This window comes from Kitasatospora sp. NPDC017646, assembly GCF_044329365.1.
In the GTDB taxonomy this organism is placed as follows: domain Bacteria; phylum Actinomycetota; class Actinomycetes; order Streptomycetales; family Streptomycetaceae; genus Kitasatospora.
This window is the reverse complement of record NZ_JBIRJC010000061.1, coordinates 1-20,533: the sequence shown is the minus strand read 5'-3', so window position 1 is coordinate 20,533 and position 20,533 is coordinate 1. Positions and strand designations below refer to the sequence as shown.

Below are 20,533 nucleotides of genomic sequence, written 5' to 3'. Positions count from 1 at the left end.
TCGCCGCGCCGCCGTTCGCTACGCTTTCCGGGTGAGCGTGGACCACTTCTGGCGTCGGCTGCCGGGTCAGGCCGTGGACGCCTGTTCGCCCGAGGAACTCGGCGAACTGGTGCCCCGGAGCCGCGACTTCCGGTACGACCGGCTGGTCGCCGACGGACTCGCCCTCGGGGTGCGGCAGACCGCCGCCCTGATGGAAGTCGCGCTCACCGAGAACGGACTGCACCCCGACCCGGCCGCCCGGCTGCCCGTCTACGGCGGCGCCCGTCCGGCGGCCGGGGCCGGGATGCCGGTGCTGCGCCCCGAACAGGTCGCAGCCGCCTCCACCTTCCTGCGCGGCTCGGCGCTCGGTGAACTCGTCCGCCAGCAGGACACCGTGCTCGCCCGGCGGGTCGCCCAACTCGACTCGGCGCCGCCCTGGTCGGAGACCTGGGCCGCCCGGGTCGTCAACGACCTGCGCGAACTACGGGACTTCTTCGCGGGCGCGGCCGCGGCCGGGGACGCGGTGGTCGTCCGGGAGTCCGCGGGGAGCGGTCCGACGAGTGGCGGGAGCACGGCGGGCGCCGCGAGTGCGGGGGTCAGCGCGAGTGCGGCGGGCGCCGCGAGCACGGCCGGGTACGGCGAGGCGGCGGAGCGACTCTTCGGCCGAGGGCACTGACCGGCGGCCCCGGGCAGGAGCCGGGGCCGCCGGTGGCCGTGGACGTCAGTGCCAGAACTCGGCGAGCCGCCCGGCGAGGGCCCGGCCGTGGTCGTAACCGGCCCGGGCGGCGGGCGGACGCGTCGACGGATCCATCATGTCGGTCCCGAACGCCTTGAGCGCGGCCTCGTCCGGGAAGACCGTCTCGACGCTGCTGCCGCCCGCGCGGAGCTCGTCGACCTGCGCCGCGAGCTGCATGCCCCATTCCAGCGGATGCCGCGTCCGACCGCCGAAGGGCGACAGCACCAGCACCCTCGCGTGCCCGGCCGCCAGGTCGGCGTTCTCGTTGCGGCGGTAGCCGCCGTCGATGTACCAGCGGTCGCCGATGCGGTAGGGCGGGACGCCGAAGCCGTGGGAGGTGCTGGCGGCGACGGCGTCCACCAGGTCGACCCCGCTGTGGCGGTCGAACACGACCGGCTCACCGGTACGGGCGTCGACCGCCGTGATGAGCACCGTCCGTTCCGGCCAGTGCGCACCGGGCAGCCGTGCCGCGACCGTGGCGCGCCACCGCGCCGCCCCCGAGCCGTCCGACGCCGCGTCCGTGTCGAGGGCCGCCGCACCCATCCTGCGGCGCATGTCGGCCGCGTCCTCGGCGGCGGCGATGATCCGGCCCGTCAGCTCCATGTGGTTCGCCACCGGGGCGAGCGGACCGCGCCCACCGCCGGGGCCGACCGGGCCGGTCCGCTGCGGGGGCGCGGCGGAGAGGACGGCGGCGAACAGGTCGGCCGGGCTCGTGCCGGTGAGCTGGGCCGCGGCCGTCGCCCCGGCCGACGTCCCGATGGTCAGATCGGCCTCGGTCACGTCCAGCCCGGCGTCGAACAGACCGGCGATGACGCCGATCTCCCACGCGTTGCCGGCCGATCCACCGCCGTGCAGGACCAGTGCGCGCTCACCCGCGGCGGGCAGCCGCCTCGTGGCGTCGACCTGCGGATTCGAAGGAGGTGTGGTGTTCATGGGAGTCGCCTTTCGCGAATTGCCTGGCGGCGCTCCCGGCGGCGACTACTTCAGCCGCGCGATCGTGGACTTCGGGGGAGCACCCATTACGGACACTGCGTTCACGGGGCTCACCTCCTGCTGCTGGATCACGACGTCCCGGAAGCTAGCACCTCGGCGGCGCGGCGCGCAACCGGAATTCGCTGCCGGTGAGCGCGGCTCCGGTGTTTTGACAGTGGTGTCCGGGGGCGGGACGATCCGGACACGAGCCCTGCCCCGGCGCATCGCGCCGGCCCCGCCCTCGCCCAACTGGCGGGACTGCTGTGGGTGTTCGGCGGCGTCCGGCCGGTCGCGGCGCAGGTGCCCGGGCTCCGGCGCTCGACGGCCCGGACGGTGGTCGCCGGGCCGGCGTTCGCGGCGGCGGGCGGGCTGCTGGTCATCGCCGTCCGCCGGGGCACTTCGGGCGGCGGAACGAGGAGGGGGAGAGCTTGTCGAGTCATCGGGCCGTCGAGAACCTGATCGCGCGGTACGCCGAGCTGGTGGACGAGGGTGACTTCGCGGCGGTCGGCGAGCTGTTCGCGGACGCGGTGTTCACGGGCAGCGGCGGGCCGGTGCGCGGGCGGGAGGCGGTCGAGCGGATGCTCCGCGAGACGCTGATCATCTACGGCGACGGGACGCCGCGCACCCAGCACGTGGTCAGCAACGTCGCCGTCGAGGTCGACGAACGGGCGGGCACGGCCGTCGCGCGGTCGTACGTCACGGTCTTGCAGACCCTGCCCGAGCTGCCCTTGCAGGTCATCGCCGCCGGGCGCTACCGCGACCGCTTCGGGCGGGTGGACGGCCGGTGGCACTTCGTGGAGCGCGAGGTGCGGATCACCCTGGTGGGCGACGTGAGCCGCCACCTGCGGCCGGCGGCCGGGCAGGGGTAGCGCCGGTCAGCAGCGCAGCTCGGGTGGGAAGCCCGTCCAGCGCAGGTCCTCGGGAAGGTGGCCCTGGTCGTTGAGGAGCAGGACGGACGAGGGGCGTCCGGGAGTGAAGCGCAGGACGGTGAGCGCCGCGTTGGCGGCGTTGAGACCGAGCCAGCGCCACCGGGGGGCGTCCAGGGTGTGGCGGACCAGCCAGCCGACCAGGAAGGCGTGGGTGACGACCAGTTCGTGGCGCTCCTCGCCGCCCGGGACCGGCCCGGTGAACCGTTCGACGGCCCGGCGGGCCAGCTCCGGGCCCCGGGCGAGCTCCTCCGCCGAGGCGCCCGCCAGGAAGCGCAGCAGGAACTCCGCGCCGTCGGCGGGCAGTTCGTCGGCCGGAGGTACGTAGGGGACGTAGTCGCCGGCCTCCTCGCAGACCGACACCGCCGCCCCGCCCAGCTGCTCCCCGACGAGCTGCGCGGTCTGCGCGGCCCGGGGGAGCGGCCCGTGGTGCACCGCCGTGATCGGGCGGTTCGCCAGGCGGCGGCCGAGCAGGACGGCCTGGCGGCGTCCGGCGGCGGTGAGTCCGCCGCCGTCCGGGGCGTCCGGGGCGTCAGGGCTTCCTGGGGCGGCCTCGCCGTGGCGGGCGAGGTAGAGGTAGCGGGTGGCGGTGTCGGACATGCCGGGGGATTCCTCGACTCTTCGGTGATCTTCGGGGGTCGGTGTCCCCCAGTGACGCCCGAGGTGCCGCCGCCGGTTCCGTCAGCCGGTGTGGGCCCGGTCAAGCAGGGCGAGTTCCTCCGGCGTCAGCCGCACCGCGCCCGCGGCGAGGTTGTCCTCCAGGTGCGCCACGTCGCCGGTGCCCGGGATGGCGAGGACGTGCGGGCCGCGGTGCAGCGTCCAGGCGAGCCGGACCCGGGCGGTGCTGATCCCGCGGGCCTCGGCCACGGCCCGGACCTGGGCGGGTTCGGTCCCGCCGGCGCCGCCCTGTCGACCGTCGCCCGCGATGGCGTAGAAGGGGACGAAGGCGATGCCCTGCTCGCCGCAGAGCCGCAGCAGTTCGTCCTGGGCGGGCGAGGCGCCGATGCCGTAGGGGTTCTGTACACAGGTGACCGGGGCGATGGTCAGGGCCTCGGCGAGCTGGTGGGCGTGGATGTTGGACAGCCCGAGCCGGCGGATCAGGCCGGCCTGGCGCAACTCGGCGAGCGCGCCGAAGCGTTCGGCGATCGAGTCGGTGCCGAGGATGCGCAGGTTGACCAGGTCGAGGTGGTCGCGGCCGAGCTGGCGCAGGTTCTCCTCGACCTGGGCGCGCAGCTCGGCGGGGGTGCGGGCGTGCTCGGTCCAGTGGCCGTCGGGGCCGCGGGCGGGGCCGACCTTGGTGGCTATCACCAGGTCGTCGGCGTACGGCGCGAGGGCGCGGTTGATCAGCTCGTTGGCGGAGCGCAGCGGGGAGAAGTAGAAGGCGGCGGTGTCGATGTGGTTGACGCCCAGTTCGACGGCGCGGCGCAGCACCCGCAGGGCCTGTTCGCGGTCGCGCGGCACGGCGTCGGGCATCAGGGCCGGGCCGGTCTGCGGCAGGCGCATCGTGCCGAAGCCGATCCGGTGGACGGTGCGGTCGCCGAGGTTCCAGGTGCCGGAGGCGGCGGCGGTCACGGTGGTGTCGGAAGTCATGCCGGTCATGATCGGTTCTGGACTAGCCTGACCGCCACTGATTCGCGAATGCGCGAATCCATGGGGCATGGTCGGGGGAGGGCGATGGCGGAGCTGCTGTTCACGGCCGGCGACCTCGCGCGGATGCGGTTCGCGGTCGCACCGATGTGGGAGGTCGGACCGAGCCTGCGCCTGCTGCGCTCGGGGCTCCCGCACGCCGTCCACGGGCCGTGGGCGGAACAGGTGCGGCCCCGGTTGACGGCGCTCGGCCCGGCCTTCGGGCTGCTCGCCGAGCTCGTGCCGCCCAGCGGATACGTGCCCGATTTCATCAACCCGGCCCCGGCCGGGCCCGCGCCGACCCTCGCCGGAGAACTCGCCGCGATCCGGGCCACGCCCGCCGGGCAGGTCCGGCGCGACCTCGACCGGTTGGCGGCGGAACACGGCGGGCTCGGGCCCCGGCTGCGCGCCCTCCACGCCGATCCGGCGGCCGGGCTGGCGCGCCTCGCCGAGGCGATCGAGGCGTACTGGGAGCTGGCGCTCGCGCCGTACTGGGCGAGGATCCGCGCGGTGCTCGACGCGGACGTGCTGCACCGGGCCCGGCAGGCCGCCGAGCACGGCGCCGAGCGGGTGCTGAACGACCTGCACGCCGAACTGCGGTGGGCGGAGGGCACCCTGCGGCTGAGCCGCCGCTCCCGCCCGATGTCCCGCAGGACGGCCGGACCGGGCTTGCTGCTGATCCCGTCCGCCTTCACCGGCCCCGGCCTGTACACCCTGTTCGCCCCGCCGGAGCCGCCCCAACTCGTCTACCCGGCCAGGGGGATCGGCGGCTTGTGGGCCACCGGGCCGGCGCACCGGACCGCGGCCCTCGCGGCGGTGCTCGGCCGCTCCCGCGCCCTGCTGCTCGCCGAACTCGCCGCCCCCGCCTCGACCACCGAACTCGCCCGCCGCACCGGCCTGTCGCCCTCGGCCGTCTCCCAGTACCTGACGGCGCTGCGCGAGGCGCGCCTGGTGAGCGCCCACCGTGCGGGGCGCTGGGTGCTGTACGCCCGGACGGCCACGGCGGAGGCACTGCTGAACCCCGGCAGCTGACGCCCTAGGCTGCCGGACATGGAACCCGCCGAGCAGCCGCAGGGGCCGTTGACCGCCTTCGACGGACGCCTCGTCCTCGACCCGGACGCCCGGACCGTCACCGTGGACGGCCGGGAGGTCCGGCTCACCCACCAGGACGTCCGGGGCCTGCGCGCCCTGGTCGAGCTGGGTGAAGGGATGCACGACGCACAGGACGTCCTGCTGCACGGCTGGGGCGTCTGGCTCGGCCCCCGGGAGCTGTGGTACCCGATGGCCGTGCTGCGGACGAAGCTCGGCGAACCGTGGTGGATCGTCCGGGACGGGGACCGCTACGGCCTGCGGCCCCCGGAGCCGCCGCCGTCTGAGAAGCTGCCGTCATGACGCTTCCGATCCTTCGCTGCGCCGTCCTGGACGACTTCCAGGGCGTCGCCACCAGCTCCGCAGACTGGTCGCCGATCGCCGACCGGGTCGAGGTGACCTCCTTCCGAGCACCACGGCTCCGAGGACGAACTGGCCGCAGCGCTCGCCGAGTTCGACATCGTGGTCACCCTGCGCGAGCGGGTGCCGTTCCCCGCCGCGCTGTTCGCCCGGCTGCCGAGGCTCAGGCTGCTGGTCGCCTCCGGCATGCACAACTCGGTCATCGACCACGCTGCCGCCGCGGCGCACGGCGTCACGGTGTGCGGCACGGCCAGCTCCGGCACCCCGCCGGTCGAGCTGACCTGGGCACTGCTGCTCGGACTGGCCCGCGGCGTCGTCCAGGAGAACACCGCGCTGCGCGAGGGCGGGCCGTGGCAGAGCACCGTCGGGGCCGACCTGCACGGGCGGACGCTCGGACTGCTCGGCCTCGGGCGGATCGGCGCGCTCGTGGCCAGGGCCGGGCTCGCCTTCGGCATGGACGTGCTCGCCTGGAGCCGGAGCCTGACGGACGAGCGGGCGGCCGAGGCAGGCGTGCGCCGGGCCCCCTCCAAGGAGGAACTGCTGCGGGAGAGCGACTTCGTCTCGGTCCACCTCGCCTCCACCGCGGACACCCGGGGGCTGATCGGCGCCGCCGAACTCGCCCTGATGAAGCCCGACGCCTACCTGGTCAACACCTCCCGGGCGGCGATCGTCGACCAGGACGCGCTGCTCGCCGCGCTCACCGACGGCCGGATCGCGGGCGCAGCCCTGGACGTCTTCGACGTCGAGCCGCTGCCCGCCGACCACCCGGTGCGCACCGCGCCCCGGCTGCTGGCCACCCCGCACCTGGGGTACGTATCGCGGGACAACTACCGGCGGTACTTCGGCGAGGCGGTGGAGGACATCGAGGCCTTCCTCAAGGGTGAGCCGATCCGCCGTCTGGGCTGACGGCGGCGCCCGTGCCCCGGTCGCCGGTCGCATACTGACCACATGGCGAGCGGAGACGGCTACGGTTACCGGGGGACGGGCCGACGCGGGGTGCTGCGGGCGGGGGCGGCGGCGGTGCTGCTGGGGGCGGTGGGGTGTTCGAGCGGCGGCAAGTCCGGTGGTAATTCGACGAGTTCCGCCTCTTCTTCGACCGCGGGCCCGAGCCCGAGCCCGACCGGGAGCCCCGACCCGACCGCGAGCCAGAGTCCGCTGCCCAACCCGCCGCTCTGGCAGCCCGGCCCCGGCGAGATCCGGCCCGACGTCAAGCGCCGCGCCGTCGAGCTGGCCGCCGCGCTGGGCGCCTGGCCGCCCGGCGGGCAGGGCGCGGAGGCGGCCCGGGCCAGGGTGGCGGCGCTCGGGCTGCCGCCGGGGCTGGCGGAGCAGGCCGGGCGGCTCGCCCCGCCGGCGGCCGAGGCGAGCCTGGAGGTGATCGACGCCCAGTACGGCGGGATCCTGGCCGACTCGGCCAGCGTGCTGGTGGTCTGCCGTCAGTGGACCCGCCGGCCGGACGGCTCGGTGGCCCCGGGCGGGATCACCGTGGACGTCCGGCTGAGCCGGGCCGAGCCGCGCTGGACCGTCACCGCGCTGCAGCCGGGCGATCCGGGCCCGGCCGCCGCCTCGCCCGGCCCGGGGGTGGCCGAGGTGCTGGCCGAGCCGAGGATCGAGCTGCCGCCCGGGGCGGCGGCCGACCTGCGCAGCGGCACCGTCCACGACACCGTGACGGCGGCGATGCTGCGGCTGGCAGGCCCGTACACCCTGTCGGTGAGCGTGGTGCGCAGCGGCCACCCCGTGGACGTGTTCGGGACGACCCGGCCCAGCGACCATCCGCTGGGCCGGGCCTTCGACGTCTGGCGGATCGACGGCCGGGCGGTGGTGGATCCGGCCACGCCCCGGCAGCTGATCGAGTCCTTCATGCGGGACGCGGCGGCGGCCGGCTCGTACAACGTGGGCGGCCCGGTGGCGATCGCGGGCGTCGGCAACCAGTTCTTCGCCGACGACACCCACCACGACCACGTCCACATCGGCTTCAACGGCTGAGTCCGGCAGGTCAGTTGACGCTGACGGCGCTCCAGGCCGCGGCGACCGCGTTGTACTCGGTGCTGCCGGCGCCGTACAGGTCGCGGGCGGCGTTGAGCGAGGCGGCACGGGCGCCCTTGTAGGTGGTGGTGGAGGTCATGTAGACGGTCAGCGCGCGGTACCAGATCTTGGCGACCTTCTGGTTGCCGATGCCGGTCACCGTGGAGTTGTTGCAGGTCGGGCTGTTGTACGTGACCCCGTTGATGGTCTTGCTGCCGCTGCCCTCGCTGGCCAGGTAGAACCAGTGGTTGCCGACGCCCGAGGAGTAGTGGACGTCGAGCTTGCCGACCGAGCTGGTCCAGCAGTTCGCCGAGTGGCCGTCCAGCGAGGGCTTGTCGAAGCGGCGCAGCCACGGCGGGGTGGACTGGTCGCTGAACAGGTAGTCGCCGGTGTCGACCTTGTTGTTGGCGTACCACTCCACCATGGTGCCGAAGATGTCGCTGGTGGACTCGTTGAGGCCGCCGGACTCGCCGCTGTAGCGCAGGTTGGCGGTGGCGCTGGTGACGCCGTGGGTCATCTCGTGGCCCATGGTGTCGAGGTCGACCTGCTCCGGGTCGGTGCTGCCGTCGCCGTCGCCGGTCATCATGCAGAAGCAGCTGTCGGACCACTGGGCGTTGTCCCAGTTGGTGCCGACGTGGACGAAGACGGTGGCGCCCTTGCCGTCGTTCTTGATGCCGTTCCGGCCGTGGACGTTCTTGTAGTAGTCGTACGTCCAGGCGGTGTTGGCGTGGGCGTCGACGGCGGCGGTGGCGCGGTCGGTGGAGAACTTCCTGCCGTCGCCCCAGACGTCGGTGGTGCTGGTGAACGGGGTGCCGGAGGTCGCCTTGATCGAGCCGGCGGAGAGGTTGCCGGCGTCCTTGGTGACGTGGCCGCGGACCGGGTCGGTGAGGGTGTAGCCGCTGCCGGTCGGCGTCGTGTCGACGGTGACCTGGCCGGTGTACTCGGAGTTCCCGGTGCCGGCGGCCTGGTGCTCGGCGTCGTAGGACTCGATCTGCTCGCCGGTGGTGGCGTCGGTGACGACGATCTTGCCGGCCGGCTGGCCGTGCTCGCCGGTGCCCTCGACGGTGGTGCGCCAGGCGAGGCGGGGCGTGCCGTCGGCGGCCCAGACAACCAGCTCGGGGGTGCTGACGGCGTCCCTGACGTCGGGGGCCGCGGAGAGGGCGTTCGCGGCGCCGGACCGGGCGGGCACCTTCGGGGTGGTGGACTTCACGGCCGCGTCGTGGGCGGCCGCGCGGGAGGAGTCCTTGAGCCTGCCGCGGGCGTCCTGGTGGACGACCAGGTCGCCGCCGACCACCGGGAGGCCCTGGTAGGTGCGGTCGAAGCGGACGTGGGAGGTGCCGTCGGCGTCGAGGACGACGTCCTTGAGGACGAGGTCCTGGCCCGCGCCGTAGCCGAACACCCCGGGGTTGTGGGTGACGTTGGCGCGGGCCTGGGCTATCGCGGCCTCGCGCGTGGCGGGTGCGGCGGCGGCCGTGGTGGGGACGGCCACGGCGGCGAGGGCGGCGACGACGGCGATGGCTCCGGCCGTGCGGACACGGCGGGAGGAGGAGGTGGGGCTCACTCTGGCTCCAGTGGGGGTAGCTGCAGGGAAAAGAGCTGCGACCGAGATTGACGGCGGTCAGTCACGTTCAGCTAGAGGAAAGGTCATAACTTTGCCAAGTTGTGTCCTGGTCAAATCAAAAATGATCGGGAGTTAACAAGCCGTCTACGCTGCCGTCGTGACGACCGACTACCGGGCGACCGGCCGCCGGTGGCGTGGCACGGGGCTGTCTGCGCTCTGACCGGAGGCCCTAGACTCACCGCCCATGGACGGATGGGTGGGGGCCTGGACCGGCGGGCGGGCGGCGGTTCACCTCGGCAATGTCGCGGACTTCAACGCGCAGTTCCTCGCCCCGGGCATGGAGGCGGAGCAGCGCGCGCGGCGGCTGCGGCAGGCGCACCACTACGCCTGCCTGGCCGTCGGTTACAGCCCGGAACCGGCCGTACTGGTGCTGCCTGCCGAAGTCGACCGGGAGTGGACCGACTGGCTGGCCCGGGAGTTGGCGTGGGGACCGGTCGAGGTGCACAGCGGGGTGGCGGCCGGCCGGACTCTCGCCGAGGCGCTCGCCGCCCGGCCCGCCCTCGCCGCACGGATCGCCGACTCCGGCCGCCCGGTGGTCAGTTGGGGCCGTACCGCCGCGCACGGCGAGGGGCCGGAGCTGGCCGCCGTCCGCCGCTACGAGTCCAAGGCCGCCGCCCACGGGCTGTTCGTCGCCCTGGCGGCCGAGCACCCCGGGATCGTCGTCCCGGCGCAGGAGCGGCTGGAGAGCCGCCGCCGGGCGGCGAGGAGGCTGACCGTCCGCGCCGCCCGGGGGCTGACCACCGTACTGAAGAGCCCGCACGGCGTCGGCGGCTACGGCACCGTCGTGGTCGAGCCCGCCGAGCTGTTCGCCGCGGGCGGCGGTGGCGCCCTGCTGCGCCGGCTGGTCCGCTCCGAAGTCCTGCCGCCGCAGGGCGAGCTGCTGCTGGAGGAGTACGTCGACCCGGGCCCGGCCGCCCGGCTGCGCGACCTCACCTACGACGCGGTGGTCGGCCCGGACGGCGCCGTGCACCCCGTCGGCGCGGGTGCCATGGAGGTGGCCGGCACCCGCTACCAGGGCGTCACCGTCGGCCCCGGCACCGTCCCGCGGGCCGCCGCCGAGACGGCCCGTCGGTTCGCCCTCGCGGTGGGGGAGCGGCTCGCCGCCGACGGCTACCGGGGCTGGTACGACGTCGACTTCGTCACCGACCGGCAGCGCCGGCTCGCCCCCACCGAGATCAACCTGCGGCTCACCGGCCCGGCCATCGCCTTCGTGGTGCGCGAACGCCTCGACCAGGTGCGCGGCCCGGGCCACCTGGTCCGCACCCTGGACGCGATGCCACTCGGCGCCCGGCTCGCCCCCGAAGCGCTGCACGACCACCTCGACCGGCTCCGCCCGCGCTGCGCCCGGCTCGGAGTCACCCTGCTGCCGCTGATCCCGACGGCGGGCCGCGAGCCCGAACCCGCCGTCGGACTCGCCCTCGCCGGGCCGGACACCGAGGCGCTGGACGCCGCGCAGGCCGTGGTCGAGGCGGCCAACCACGGTTTGACCGGCATGTTCGAGGCGCTGCGGTAGGGCCTACTCCTTCTTCCTGGGCCGGCTCAGCAGGAAGACCACGACCACCACCGCGGCCAGCATCAGCGGGATGTTGAACACGTAGACCATGGTCGTCTCGCGCGGCCAGTCGGTGGCGGCGGTCAGCCGGTACAGGTTGTCCTGCGGCCACCAGTTGGCGAGCAGCCAGAACACCGAGAGGTACGTCAGCAGCGACAGTCCCAGCGAGCGGCCCTGCCGCAGCACCGCCGGGAGGCCGAAGAGGAGGAAGGACACCCCGGCGCCGAAGGCGGCGGATTCGGCCCAGTAGAGCAGTCCGAACCAGAAGTGGTAGTCGGAGGGCACCCCGGAGAGGTCGGTCGACCCGGGGTAGAAGTAGTCGGTGGTCCACCGGGCGAGGATGGTCGCGGCCACCGTGACGAAGAGGGCGTAGCAGCCCAGCTCGTCCTTGTCGGACACCCCGGCCGGGCCCCCGGCCTTCCCTCCGCCCTTGCGGCTGCCACCGGCCTTGGCGGAGCGGGGCGCGGTGTGCTGCGGCGGGGCCGGCAGCGGCAGTGCGGCGCGGTCCAGCTTGCCGGCCCGGGTGCGCGGCAGCTCCGGTACGGGTATGACGGCGGCGGGCGCGGAGAAGCCCTTGAGCTGCCCCGCCAGGTACTGGGTGAGCGACCAGCCGTCCGCACCGTCCGCCTGTGGAACGGTCACCGCGTAGCCGACCATCACCCGCCGCCCCGGCGCCGGCTGCACCTCGACCACGGCCGCCTCCCGCACCGCGGGGTGGGCGCGCAGCGCCCCCTCGGCCCGGGCCGCGGCCTTGACCCGGGTGGTCACCGTGGTCACCCGGTCCGACCCGAGCGGCCCGACCACCGTCGCGGCCCGCCCGACGAACTCCAGCACGCCGTCCGCCCGCAGCATCCCGAGGTCGCCGGTGAGCAGCACCCGTCCGTCCGGGTCGAAGCTCGCCCGGATGAAGCGGCGGGAGGTCTCCGCCGACCGGTTGAGGTAGCCGCGGGTCAGCCCGCCGCCCGCGATCGCGATCTCGCCGACCCGCCCGGGAGGCACCGGGGCGGAGTCGGGGCCGAGCACGTACACCCGGGTGCCGGGGAAGGGCCTGCCGATCAGCGAGACCCGCTCCGCCCCCTCGGCGACGGCCGCGCCGCGCACGTCGAAGTAGGTGCTGTCGACGGTGGCCTCGGCCAGACCGTAGACGTTCAGCACCCGGGTGGAATCGCCGAGCAGCCGTTGCAGCCCCACCTGCTCGTCCAGGTACCACTTCTCGGCGCCGACGGTGAGCAGCCGCACCCCCGGCAGCCCGGCGCCGCTCGCCTCCAGCAGGGCGGTGAGGCGGCGGGCGGTGCGGACGTTCAGCTCCATGACCGTGATCCGCTCCTCCGCCACCAGGGCGGGCAGGGCGGCGAGGTCGGCGGTGCGGTCCAGGGTGAGGTTGAACGGGGTGACCACCAGAGTGGCGCCGGTTCCCAGGGCGCGGACCCAGTCGGCGGTGAAGACGTCGAACTCCAGGCTCGCGGTCTGGAGGATCCGGTCCTCGGCCGTCAGCCCGTAGACCTCCCGCCAACCGGCGTACGCGGCCAGCAGGTTGCGGTGCTCGACCAGGGCGCCGCTGGGCCGGCCGGTGGAGCCGGAGGTGTAGAACACGCAGGCCAGGTCGCCGGGTTGGACCTGGGGGCGCTCGAACCCGCCTTCGGGCGCGTCCGGTCGGGCCACGTCGTCGACGCAGATCGGCTGTACGCCGCCCGCGTCCGCCAGCCGGGCCCGGTGGCGCTCCTCGGTCAGCACCAGGTCAGGCGCCGCGTCGGCCAGGACGTGCCGCAGCAGCGCGTCGGGAGCGGTCGGCTCCACCGGCACGAACGCGGCACCCGCCTTGAGCACCGCGAGCAACGCGACGTACACCCCGGTGCCCCGGCCCAGCGCGACCGCGGCCCGGTCGCCCGGGGCCAGTCCGCGCCGCGCCAGTACGGCGGCCAGCCGGTCCGCTCGCGCGTCCAGCTCCCCGTACGTCAGCTCCGCCTCGCCGCAGCGCACCGCCACCGCCTGCGGGGCCCGGCGGGCCTGCCGCTCGACCAGCCCGTGCAGGGTCTCCGCCCGCTCCTCGTCCGCCACCATCGTGCCTCCCCTCCGCTCCCTTCGGAAAGGCACAATGTTCCTCCCAACTCCCCTTCCGCAACAGGGTTCTGCGGAGTCCACCCATCGGACGGCCGGCCTCCGTTCCGGCCGATGGTTGTACGGTGCACACGGACGGTCGGCGCCGGCCCGTCCGGTGCGGCGCTCCCGCCCGTACCCTGCCCGGCGCCATGAATCGGAGTCCCCCATGAGCCCGTCCTTCGACGGCCCGCTGCTGCGCACCCAGGACGTGGACGTCGTGCGCGACGGTCGGCACCTGCTGCGCGGCATCACCGTGGAGATCCAGCCCGGCGAGCACTGGGCGCTGCTCGGACCCAACGGGGCGGGCAAGTCCACCCTGCTCTCCCTGCTCGGCGCGGTCTCCCACCCCACCAGGGGCACGGTGGACGTGCTCGGCCGCCGGCTCGGCCGGGTGGACATCCGCGAGCTGCGCGCCCACCTCGGGCACGTCAACCCGCGCCACCCGCTGCGCTCGCCGCTGACCGTGCGCGAGGTGGTGCTCACCGGGTTCACCAACACCATCGAGCCCGAGTGGCACCGCAAGCCCGCCCCCGAGGCGGTGGAGCGCGCCGAGCGGCTGATCGAGACGCTCGGCATGGACGCGATGGCCGAGGCCCCGTGGACCACCCTCTCCCAGGGCGAGCGCGGCCGGGCCCTGATCGCCCGCGCGCTGATGCCCAGCCCCCGGCTGCTGCTGCTCGACGAACCGGCCACCGGGCTGGACCTGACCGCCCGCGAGCTGCTGCTGGACAGCCTGGACCTGCTGCGCCACCAGCACCCCGAGCTGGCCAGCGTGCTGGTCACCCACCACCTGGAGGAGCTGCCCGAGAGCACCACCCACGCCCTGCTGCTGCGCGGGGGCGAGTGTGTGGCGGCCGGGCCGGTGGACGAGGTGATGACCACCGAGCTGATCAGCGAGACCTTCGGCCATCCGATCCGGATCAGCCGCCACGAGGGCCGCTGGACGGCTCGTGCCGCCGCCCGCCGGGTGCCGGGGCGGCAGCCGTCCGGGAGGTAGCGGTTCGGGCCGGGCAGGGGGGCGGGTATCGACGGTAAAGAGTTCTTACGTAAGGTATGCCTTAGCTAAAAAGGAGGCACCGGCCCGGCCGGCGCTTTACCCGGCCTTGGCACCCCCATGCCCTTTTCCGTTGGAGCCCCCATGCCCGCCCGCCGCCGTTCCACCGCAACCGCGCTGCTCAGCCTCGCCGTGGCGACCGCCGCCCTGGCCGGCTGCGCCTCGAAGAAGGACGACGAGGCGGGCGGCGCGGGCACGGTCAAGGTCAACGCCACCGACACCGCCTGCGAGGTCTCCACCACAACCTTCCCGGCCGGTCACGTGGTGCTGGACATCAGCAACAAGGGCTCCAAGACCACCGAGGTCTACGTGTACGCCGCGGGTGACAAGATCGTCACCGAGCGGGAGAACATCGGCCCCGGCACCAAGGCCAGCATCAACGCCGAGATCAAGGCCGGCTCCTACGAGATCGCCTGCAAGCCCGGCATGGTCGGCGACGGCATCCGCCAGAAGGTCACCGTGACCGGCGAGGGCGGCAGCACCGCCCCGGCCGACCCGCGCCTGGCCGCCGCCGTCGACTCCTACCGGCAGTACGCCCAGGAGCAGGCCGACCTCACCGTCCCGGCCGTCGAGGCCCTCGCCGCCGCGATCAACGGCGGCGACCTGGAGAAGGCCAAGTCGCTGTACGCGCCCTCGCGCACCGGCTGGGAGCGCACCGAGCCGGTCGCCGAGAGCTTCGGGGACGTCGACCCCAAGACCGACACCCGCGAGGACAAGCTGGAGCAGGGCCGGCAGTGGACCGGCTGGCACCGGCTGGAGAAGGCGCTCTGGGCCGACGCGAGGATCGGCGACGACGAGAAGAAGCTCGCCGACCAGCTCGTCGCCGACCTCAAGGACTGGCAGAAGAAGATCCCCCAGGCGGAGATCACCGCGACCAGCATGGCCAACGGCGCCAAGGAACTGCTGGACGAGGTCGCCACCAACAAGATCACCGGCGAGGAGGACCGCTACAGCCACACCGACCTCGCGGACTTCCAGGCCAACGTGGAGGGCGCCCAGAAGGCCTACGAGCTGCTGAAGCCGGTCGCCGCCGAGAAGGACCCGGAACTTGCCAAGGCCCTCGACTCCGAGTTCGCCGCCATCAACGCCCTGCTCGCCAAGTACAAGCAGGCCGACGGCACCTTCACCCCCTATGACAAGGTCACCGAGTCCGAGCGCAAGACCTTCTCCGACGCGGTGAACTCGCTGGGCGAGCCGCTGTCGAAGCTGGCCGCCGCCGTCGTCGTCAAGTAGCCGGCCACCGGCCGCAGTCCAGTAGTTCCGCAAGAGTGAGAAGGGCCCGCCCGCCGATGGACGCCGAGAACGAGCAGCAGGACGGCACCCCGGCCGCTGCCGCCACCACCAACCGGGCCGCGGTCAGCCGGCGCGCCGTCATCGGCTGGGCCGGGGCGGGCGTCGCGCTCGGCGCCGCCGCCGTCGGCTCGGTCGCCGCGGCCGTCCGGCAGGACGACGACCCGGTCCCGGCGGCGGCGAACGCCGTGGTCGGCGGGGAGGTGCCCTTCTACGGCGAGCACCAGGCGGGCATCTCCACCCCGGTCCAGGACCGGCTGCACTTCGCGGCCTTCGACGTGTCCGAGAAGGCCACCCGGGAGTCCCTGGTCAAGCTCCTCAAGGAGTGGACCAAGGCGGCCGCCGCGATGACCGGCGGCCGGGAGGTCGGCACCGGGGCCGTCCCCGGCTCCGCCGAGGCGCCGCCGGACGACACCGGTGAGGCGCTCGGCCTGCCCGCCTCCCGGCTCACCCTCACCATCGGATTCGGCCCGAGCCTGTTCGAGAAGGAGGGCGTGGACCGCTTCGGCCTCAAGGCCCAGCGCCCCGACGCCCTGATCGAACTGCCGAACTTCAAGGGCGACAAGCTCGACCCGCTGCGCAGCGGCGGCGACCTCTGCGTCCAGGCCTGCGCCGACGACCCCCAGGTCGCGGTGCACGCGATCCGCAACCTGGCCCGGATCGGCATGGGCACCGTCAACATCCGCTGGTCCCAGCTCGGTTTCGGCAAGACCTCCTCGACCACCCCGGACGAGCAGACCCCGCGCAACCTCATGGGGTTCAAGGACGGCACCCACAACATCGCGGGCACCGACACCGCCAACCTGTCCGAGCACGTCTGGGCCGCCCCCGGCGACGGCCCGGAGTGGATGACCGGCGGCTCCTACCTGGTCGCCCGGCGGATCCGGATGCACATCGAGACCTGGGACCGCGCCTCGCTCAAGGACCAGGAGGACACCTTCGGCCGCACCAAGGGCGAGGGTGCCCCGTACGGCAAGGCCAAGGAGCACGACGCCGCCGACCTCAAGGCGATGCCCGCGACCTCGCACGTCGCCCTGGCCCACCCCGACGCCAACGACGGCCTGATGATCCTGCGCCGCGGCTTCTCCTTCACCGACGGCACCGACGGCCTCGGCCGCCTCGACGCCGGACTGTTCTTCCTCGCCTACCAGCGCGACACCCGCAAGGCCTTCGTACCGCTGCAGCAGCGGCTCGCGGCCTCCGACAAGCTCAACGAGTACATCCAGCACGTCGGCTCCGCCCACTTCGCCTGCCCGGCGGGCGTGCGCAAGCCGGGGGAGTGGTGGGGCCAGGCACTCTTCGGCTGATGTCGTCCACCCCCACCACCACGAGGAGTCAGCCGTGTTCGGCAACTACCTGATCGGCCTGCGCGAAGGCCTCGAAGCCAGCCTGGTCGTCTGCATCCTGATCGCCTACCTGGTCAAGACCGACCGCCGGGACAAGCTGCCGCCGGTGTGGCTCGGCGTCACCGCCGCCGTGGTGCTCTCCATGGCCTTCGGCGCGGTGCTCCAGTTCGGCTCCTCGCAGCTCACCTTCGAGGCGCAGGAGGCGCTCGGCGGCTCACTGTCGATCATCTCCGTCGGGCTGGTGACCTGGATGGTCTTCTGGATGCGGCGCACCGCCCGGCACCTGAGGACCGAGCTGCACGGCAAGCTGGACGCGGCGATCGCGATGGGCACGACGGCCCTGGTGGTCACCTCCTTCCTGGCGGTCGGCCGTGAGGGCCTGGAGACCGCGCTGTTCATCTGGTCGGCCGTGCAGGCCACCGACGACGGCTGGAACCCGCTGGTCGGTGCCGCGCTCGGCCTGGCCACCTCGGTGGTGCTCGGCTGGCTGTTCTACCGGGGCGCGCTGAAGATCAACCTGGCGAAGTTCTTCACCTGGACCGGCGCGATGCTGGTGGTGGTCGCCGCCGGCGTGCTCGCCTACGGCGTGCACGACCTCCAGGAGGCCGGCTGGCTGCCCGGCCTGCACTCGCTGGCCTTCGACATCTCCAGCACCATCCCCAAGGACAGCTGGTACGGCACCCTGCTGAAGGGCGTGTTCAACTTCCAGCCGGACCCGACCGTGCTGCAACTGGTGGTCTGGCTGGCCTACCTGCTGCCCACCCTGGCCGTCTTCTTCAACCTGTTCGGGAGCAGGGCCAAGCCCGTCACGGCCAAGCCGGCCGCCTGACCCGGCAGTTCGACCGCACCGCCCCGCACCCCGCGGCGCCCCACCGCCCCGCACGGCACCCGCCGTGCGGGGCGGCGGCGTGTCAACGGACCCACAGAGCGTCGGACTCGGACAGAGGAAGAGGACGAGCGGCAGCCCGAAGCGGGCCGCGGTGACTCCTGGCCCCCGCACGGGGCCTGACCACCGGCAGTCCGCGGCCCTCCAACCAGGGCGTGGTCCTCCCCACGTCGTGGGACGCGGGAGCCCCGGGGCGGTTCCACCGAACCGCCCCGGGGCTCCCGTCGTACGCCCGGACTACTCGCTCCTGATCGCGCCCAGGATGTCCATCCTCGCCGCCCGGTGGGCCGGCCAGAGCGCGGCCAGCAGGCCGATCACGGAGGCCGCGAGCAGGAAGCAGGCGATCTGCAGGGGCGGCACCACGGTGGTGATGCCCTTGAGGCTGTCCGCCATGGTCCGCACGCCCGCCCAGGCGACCAGGACGCCGAGGCCGACCCCGACCAGACCGCCGAACAGTGCGATCAGCAGCGACTCCAGCCGGACCATCCGGCGGATGCCGAGCCGGTCCAGGCCGATCGCCCGCAGCATGCCGATCTCCCGGCGGCGCTCGAACACCGACATCGCCATGGTGTTGACCACACCGAGCACCGCGATCACCACGGACATGCCGAGCAGCCCGTACATCATGTTCAGGATGTCGGTCACGGCCTGGCGGCTCTCCGCCTTGATGTCCTTCTCGCCCTTGACCGCGATCAGCGGGTTGCCGCCGGTCGCGTCGCGCAGCGCCTGCTTGAGCTGCTCGGTCGCTCCGTTCGCGCCCTTGACCAGAACCTTGTTCAGCCCGGAGCCGGGCTGTGCGTGCGGGCCGACGACGGCCTCCGGGGCGAGCACCGGGGCCGGTGCGGTGTCGGCCTCCAGGACGCCGCCCACGGTCAGCGAGCCCTTGCTGCCGTCCGGATAGGTGACGGCGAGGACGTCGCCGACCTTGTAGCCGCCGTGCTCGGAGCGGCTCGAACTCACCAGCAGCTTGCCCTGAGCGAGTGCGTCCGCCGAGCCCTCCCTGATCTTGACGGTGGTGAACTGGTCGATGGTCGCCGCGTCCACCGCGGTCAGCCACTCGCTGTCGCCCTCGCCCTCACCACGCCCCCCGACGCTCACCGGGACGCTGCGCTCGGTGCTCATCGCGCTGACGCCGGGCGTCCTGGCGATCTGGGCCGCGACCTCGGGGGAGAGCATCGAGAAGTTCTGCATGGCGACGGTGTAGTCGGCCTTGAGGTCGCTGGAGGCGGAGTCGTCGACGGCCTTGTTCACCGAGGCGCCGACCACGGTCAGCGAGGTGATCAGGGTGACGCCGATGGTGAGCGCCGAGGCGGTGGCGGCGGTGCGGCGCGGGTTGCGCAACGCGTTCTCCCGGGCGAGCTTGCCCGGCGTGCCGTACACGGCGCGCAGCAGCGGGGCGAACAGCGCGATCAGCGGCCGGGACAGCAGCGGGGTCAGCACGAACACGCCGATCAGCAGGAGGCCCGCGCCGAGGCCGACCAGCTTGACCTCCTTGCCGCCCGCCCCGGCGGCCAGCGCGCCCGCACCGGCCAGCGAGAACAGCAGCCCGACGGTGTTGCGCAGCCGCAGGCTCTTCTGGGTGGCGGGCTGCTCGGAGGAGCTCATCGCCGCGACCGGCGCGATCCGGGAGGCCCGCCGGGCGGGCAGCCAGGCGGCGATCAGGGTGACCAGCACGCCGACGGCGATCGCGGCGAGGACGGTGGTCGGGGCGATCACCAGCGGGCCGTCCGGAAGGTTGGCGTCCATCGGGCCGTTGAGCAGCGCCTTGAGCCCGACGGCGATCCCGATGCCGGCCAGCAGCCCGGCGACGGAGGCGGTCAGGCCGACCAGCGCGGCCTCGACCTTCACCGAGCGGGTGATCTGGCGGCGGGTGGCGCCGACGGCGCGCAGCAGGGCCAGCTCCCGGGTGCGCTGGGCGACCAGCATGGAGAAGGTGTTGGCGATGATGAAGATCCCGACGAACAGCGCGATGGCGGCGAAGGCCATCAGGAAGGTGCTCAGGACCTTGGTGCCCTGGGCGATCATCCGGTCCTGCTCGTCGGCCAGTTCGCGGCCGGTCTTCGCCTCGATGCCGTCGCCCTGGGGGGCGGCCTGCTTGACGGCGGAGAGCAGCGCGGTGTCGTCGGTGCCCGGCTCGGCCCTGACGTCCAGCTCGGCGAAGCGGCCGGGGCTCAGGTAGAGCTGCTGGGCGGTGGCGGTGTCGAAGGCGGCCAGCGAGCCGCCGGCCACCACCCGGGGGTCGTTGGTGTGCAGGGTGCCGGTGAGCTTGAGCTGCATCACCGGGCCGTTGACCGCGACCCGGACGGTGTCGCCGAGCTTGAACCCGCCCTTCTCGGCCGTCCTGGTGTCGAGCGCGATCTCGGTGGCGTCCTTGGGGCCGCGGCCCGCGACCAGCGGGTAGCGCGGGTCGGTGCCGTCGGCGCCCGGCACGTAGTTGGTGCCGGTGGTGGAGAAGCCGTTGCCGATCAGCGCGCCCTTGCGGTCGGCGATGCCGGCGAAGCCGCTGACCACGCCGCGCACGTCGGCGGCGCCGGGCAGCGCGGCGAGCGCGCGGCGGGTGTCCTCGGTGAGGGTCGGGCCGGTGGCGGCCCTGCCACCGTGGTCGTAGCCGCGGCCGACGGCCTCGCTGTCGCTGACCGTGACGGCGATGTCGGCGTAGCTCTTGGAGTTCTGGGTCCTGAGCGCGTGGCCCATGGTGTCGGTGAAGACGAGCGTGCCGGCCACGAAGGCGGTGCCGAGCATGACGGCCAGCATCGTCATCAGCAGTCGGCCCTTGTGGGCCAGTACGTTGCGCAGTGCGGTGCGGAACAAGGGGTGTCCTGGGGTTCGTGGGCGTCGGGTCCGTTCGCTGGAGGGCTCAGCTGGTGCGGCCCTTGGCGTCGAAGCGGCGCATGCGGTCCAGGACGGTGTCGGCGGTGGGGGCGTGGAGTTCGTCGACGATGCGGCCGTCGGCGAGGAAGACGACGCGGTCGGC

Annotated in this window: 16 protein-coding genes and 2 pseudogenes; 11 read left to right on the top strand and 7 right to left on the bottom strand. The window is 73.8% G+C overall.

The window, feature by feature from the left end; all coding sequences use genetic code 11:
* Window positions 1-31: 31 nt before the first annotated feature.
* Entirely contained in the window at window positions 32-655 is a 624-nt protein-coding gene (locus ACH4J0_RS39600) for a hypothetical protein (protein ID WP_396246047.1), read from the top strand.
* A gap of 45 nt (window positions 656-700) precedes the next feature.
* On the opposite strand, the gene ACH4J0_RS39595 is transcribed toward ACH4J0_RS39600, so the two are convergent.
* Entirely contained in the window at window positions 701-1,648 is a 948-nt protein-coding gene (locus ACH4J0_RS39595) for a patatin-like phospholipase family protein (protein WP_396246046.1), read from the bottom strand.
* 467 nt (window positions 1,649-2,115) lie between these two features.
* On the opposite strand from ACH4J0_RS39595, the gene ACH4J0_RS39590 reads away from it, so the two are divergent.
* On the top strand, window positions 2,116-2,556 hold the full coding sequence (locus tag ACH4J0_RS39590; protein WP_396246045.1) for a nuclear transport factor 2 family protein: 441 nt from the start codon (window positions 2,116-2,118) through the stop codon (window positions 2,554-2,556).
* A 6-nt stretch (window positions 2,557-2,562) separates the two neighbouring features.
* Here the strand turns inward: ACH4J0_RS39590 and ACH4J0_RS39585 are convergent, their stop codons facing one another.
* Window positions 2,563-3,213: a histidine phosphatase family protein gene (locus ACH4J0_RS39585; RefSeq protein WP_396246044.1), complete on the bottom strand. Its 651-nt coding sequence runs from the start codon at window positions 3,211-3,213 to the stop codon at window positions 2,563-2,565.
* Between the two features lie 81 nt (window positions 3,214-3,294).
* On the bottom strand, window positions 3,295-4,203 hold the full coding sequence (locus tag ACH4J0_RS39580) for an aldo/keto reductase (protein WP_396246043.1): 909 nt from the start codon (window positions 4,201-4,203) through the stop codon (window positions 3,295-3,297).
* Between the two features lie 84 nt (window positions 4,204-4,287).
* Here ACH4J0_RS39580 and ACH4J0_RS39575 point away from each other — a divergent pair, with 84 nt between their 5' ends.
* The 4 genes and pseudogenes from ACH4J0_RS39575 to ACH4J0_RS39560 all read left to right on the top strand — a co-directional run bounded on the left by ACH4J0_RS39575 (window position 4,288) and on the right by ACH4J0_RS39560 (window position 7,671).
* Entirely contained in the window at window positions 4,288-5,271 is a 984-nt protein-coding gene (locus tag ACH4J0_RS39575; protein ID WP_396246042.1) for a DUF5937 family protein, read from the top strand.
* Between the two features lie 18 nt (window positions 5,272-5,289).
* On the top strand, window positions 5,290-5,631 hold the full coding sequence (locus ACH4J0_RS39570) for a hypothetical protein (RefSeq protein WP_396246041.1): 342 nt from the start codon (window positions 5,290-5,292) through the stop codon (window positions 5,629-5,631).
* Window positions 5,628-6,594 (top strand): annotated as a pseudogene (locus ACH4J0_RS39565) (D-2-hydroxyacid dehydrogenase family protein). Before ACH4J0_RS39570 ends, ACH4J0_RS39565 begins: the two are co-directional and overlap by 4 nt.
* A 42-nt stretch (window positions 6,595-6,636) precedes the next feature.
* Complete coding sequence (locus tag ACH4J0_RS39560) at window positions 6,637-7,671, top strand: hypothetical protein (protein WP_396246040.1); 1,035 nt, start codon at window positions 6,637-6,639, stop codon at window positions 7,669-7,671.
* Window positions 7,672-7,681: 10 nt separating this feature from the next.
* Here the strand turns inward: ACH4J0_RS39560 and ACH4J0_RS39555 are convergent, their stop codons facing one another.
* A complete protein-coding gene (locus ACH4J0_RS39555; protein ID WP_396246039.1) occupies window positions 7,682-9,271 on the bottom strand; it encodes a M4 family metallopeptidase in 1,590 nt (529 codons plus the stop codon).
* Between the two features lie 244 nt (window positions 9,272-9,515).
* Here ACH4J0_RS39555 and ACH4J0_RS39550 point away from each other — a divergent pair, with 244 nt between their 5' ends.
* Complete coding sequence (locus tag ACH4J0_RS39550) at window positions 9,516-10,844, top strand: hypothetical protein (RefSeq protein WP_396246038.1); 1,329 nt, start codon at window positions 9,516-9,518, stop codon at window positions 10,842-10,844.
* A gap of 3 nt (window positions 10,845-10,847) precedes the next feature.
* On the opposite strand, the gene ACH4J0_RS39545 is transcribed toward ACH4J0_RS39550, so the two are convergent.
* Complete coding sequence (locus tag ACH4J0_RS39545) at window positions 10,848-12,944, bottom strand: amino acid adenylation domain-containing protein (RefSeq protein WP_396246037.1); 2,097 nt, start codon at window positions 12,942-12,944, stop codon at window positions 10,848-10,850.
* Between the two features lie 205 nt (window positions 12,945-13,149).
* On the opposite strand from ACH4J0_RS39545, the gene ACH4J0_RS39540 reads away from it, so the two are divergent.
* The 4 genes from ACH4J0_RS39540 (at window position 13,150) to efeU (ending at window position 17,502) form a co-directional block, all read left to right on the top strand.
* The gene (locus tag ACH4J0_RS39540; protein ID WP_396246036.1) at window positions 13,150-13,980 is read left to right on the top strand and encodes an ABC transporter ATP-binding protein; all 831 of its coding nucleotides are present in this window, start codon (window positions 13,150-13,152) and stop codon (window positions 13,978-13,980) included.
* Between the two features lie 141 nt (window positions 13,981-14,121).
* Entirely contained in the window at window positions 14,122-15,270 is a 1,149-nt protein-coding gene (gene efeO, locus ACH4J0_RS39535; RefSeq protein WP_396246035.1) for an iron uptake system protein EfeO, read from the top strand.
* 56 nt (window positions 15,271-15,326) lie between these two features.
* The gene (efeB, locus tag ACH4J0_RS39530; protein WP_396246034.1) at window positions 15,327-16,634 is read left to right on the top strand and encodes an iron uptake transporter deferrochelatase/peroxidase subunit; all 1,308 of its coding nucleotides are present in this window, start codon (window positions 15,327-15,329) and stop codon (window positions 16,632-16,634) included.
* A 34-nt stretch (window positions 16,635-16,668) separates the two neighbouring features.
* Window positions 16,669-17,502 (top strand): iron uptake transporter permease EfeU, encoded by an 834-nt coding sequence (gene efeU / locus ACH4J0_RS39525; protein ID WP_396246033.1) that lies wholly within the window; start codon window positions 16,669-16,671, stop codon window positions 17,500-17,502.
* A 294-nt stretch (window positions 17,503-17,796) separates the two neighbouring features.
* Here the strand turns inward: efeU and ACH4J0_RS39520 are convergent, their stop codons facing one another.
* Window positions 17,797-20,370, bottom strand: a complete 2,574-nt coding sequence (locus tag ACH4J0_RS39520) for an ABC transporter permease (protein ID WP_396246032.1) — start codon at window positions 20,368-20,370, stop codon at window positions 17,797-17,799.
* A gap of 46 nt (window positions 20,371-20,416) precedes the next feature.
* A pseudogene (locus tag ACH4J0_RS39515) lies at window positions 20,417-20,533 on the bottom strand (ABC transporter ATP-binding protein); the annotation flags it as partial.

Coding starts and splice junctions, on each gene's coding strand:
- ACH4J0_RS39580 (WP_396246043.1), bottom strand. CDS start 4,203: ATGACTTCCGACACCACCGTGACCGCCGCCGCCTCCGGCACCTGGAAC.
- ACH4J0_RS39560 (WP_396246040.1), top strand. CDS start 6,637: ATGGCGAGCGGAGACGGCTACGGTTACCGGGGGACGGGCCGACGCGGG.
- ACH4J0_RS39585 (WP_396246044.1), bottom strand. CDS start 3,213: ATGTCCGACACCGCCACCCGCTACCTCTACCTCGCCCGCCACGGCGAG.
- ACH4J0_RS39570 (WP_396246041.1), top strand. CDS start 5,290: ATGGAACCCGCCGAGCAGCCGCAGGGGCCGTTGACCGCCTTCGACGGA.
- efeB (WP_396246034.1), top strand. CDS start 15,327: ATGGACGCCGAGAACGAGCAGCAGGACGGCACCCCGGCCGCTGCCGCC.
- ACH4J0_RS39545 (WP_396246037.1), bottom strand. CDS start 12,944: ATGGTGGCGGACGAGGAGCGGGCGGAGACCCTGCACGGGCTGGTCGAG.
- ACH4J0_RS39540 (WP_396246036.1), top strand. CDS start 13,150: ATGAGCCCGTCCTTCGACGGCCCGCTGCTGCGCACCCAGGACGTGGAC.
- efeO (WP_396246035.1), top strand. CDS start 14,122: ATGCCCGCCCGCCGCCGTTCCACCGCAACCGCGCTGCTCAGCCTCGCC.
- ACH4J0_RS39575 (WP_396246042.1), top strand. CDS start 4,288: ATGGCGGAGCTGCTGTTCACGGCCGGCGACCTCGCGCGGATGCGGTTC.
- ACH4J0_RS39595 (WP_396246046.1), bottom strand. CDS start 1,648: ATGAACACCACACCTCCTTCGAATCCGCAGGTCGACGCCACGAGGCGG.
- ACH4J0_RS39550 (WP_396246038.1), top strand. CDS start 9,516: ATGGACGGATGGGTGGGGGCCTGGACCGGCGGGCGGGCGGCGGTTCAC.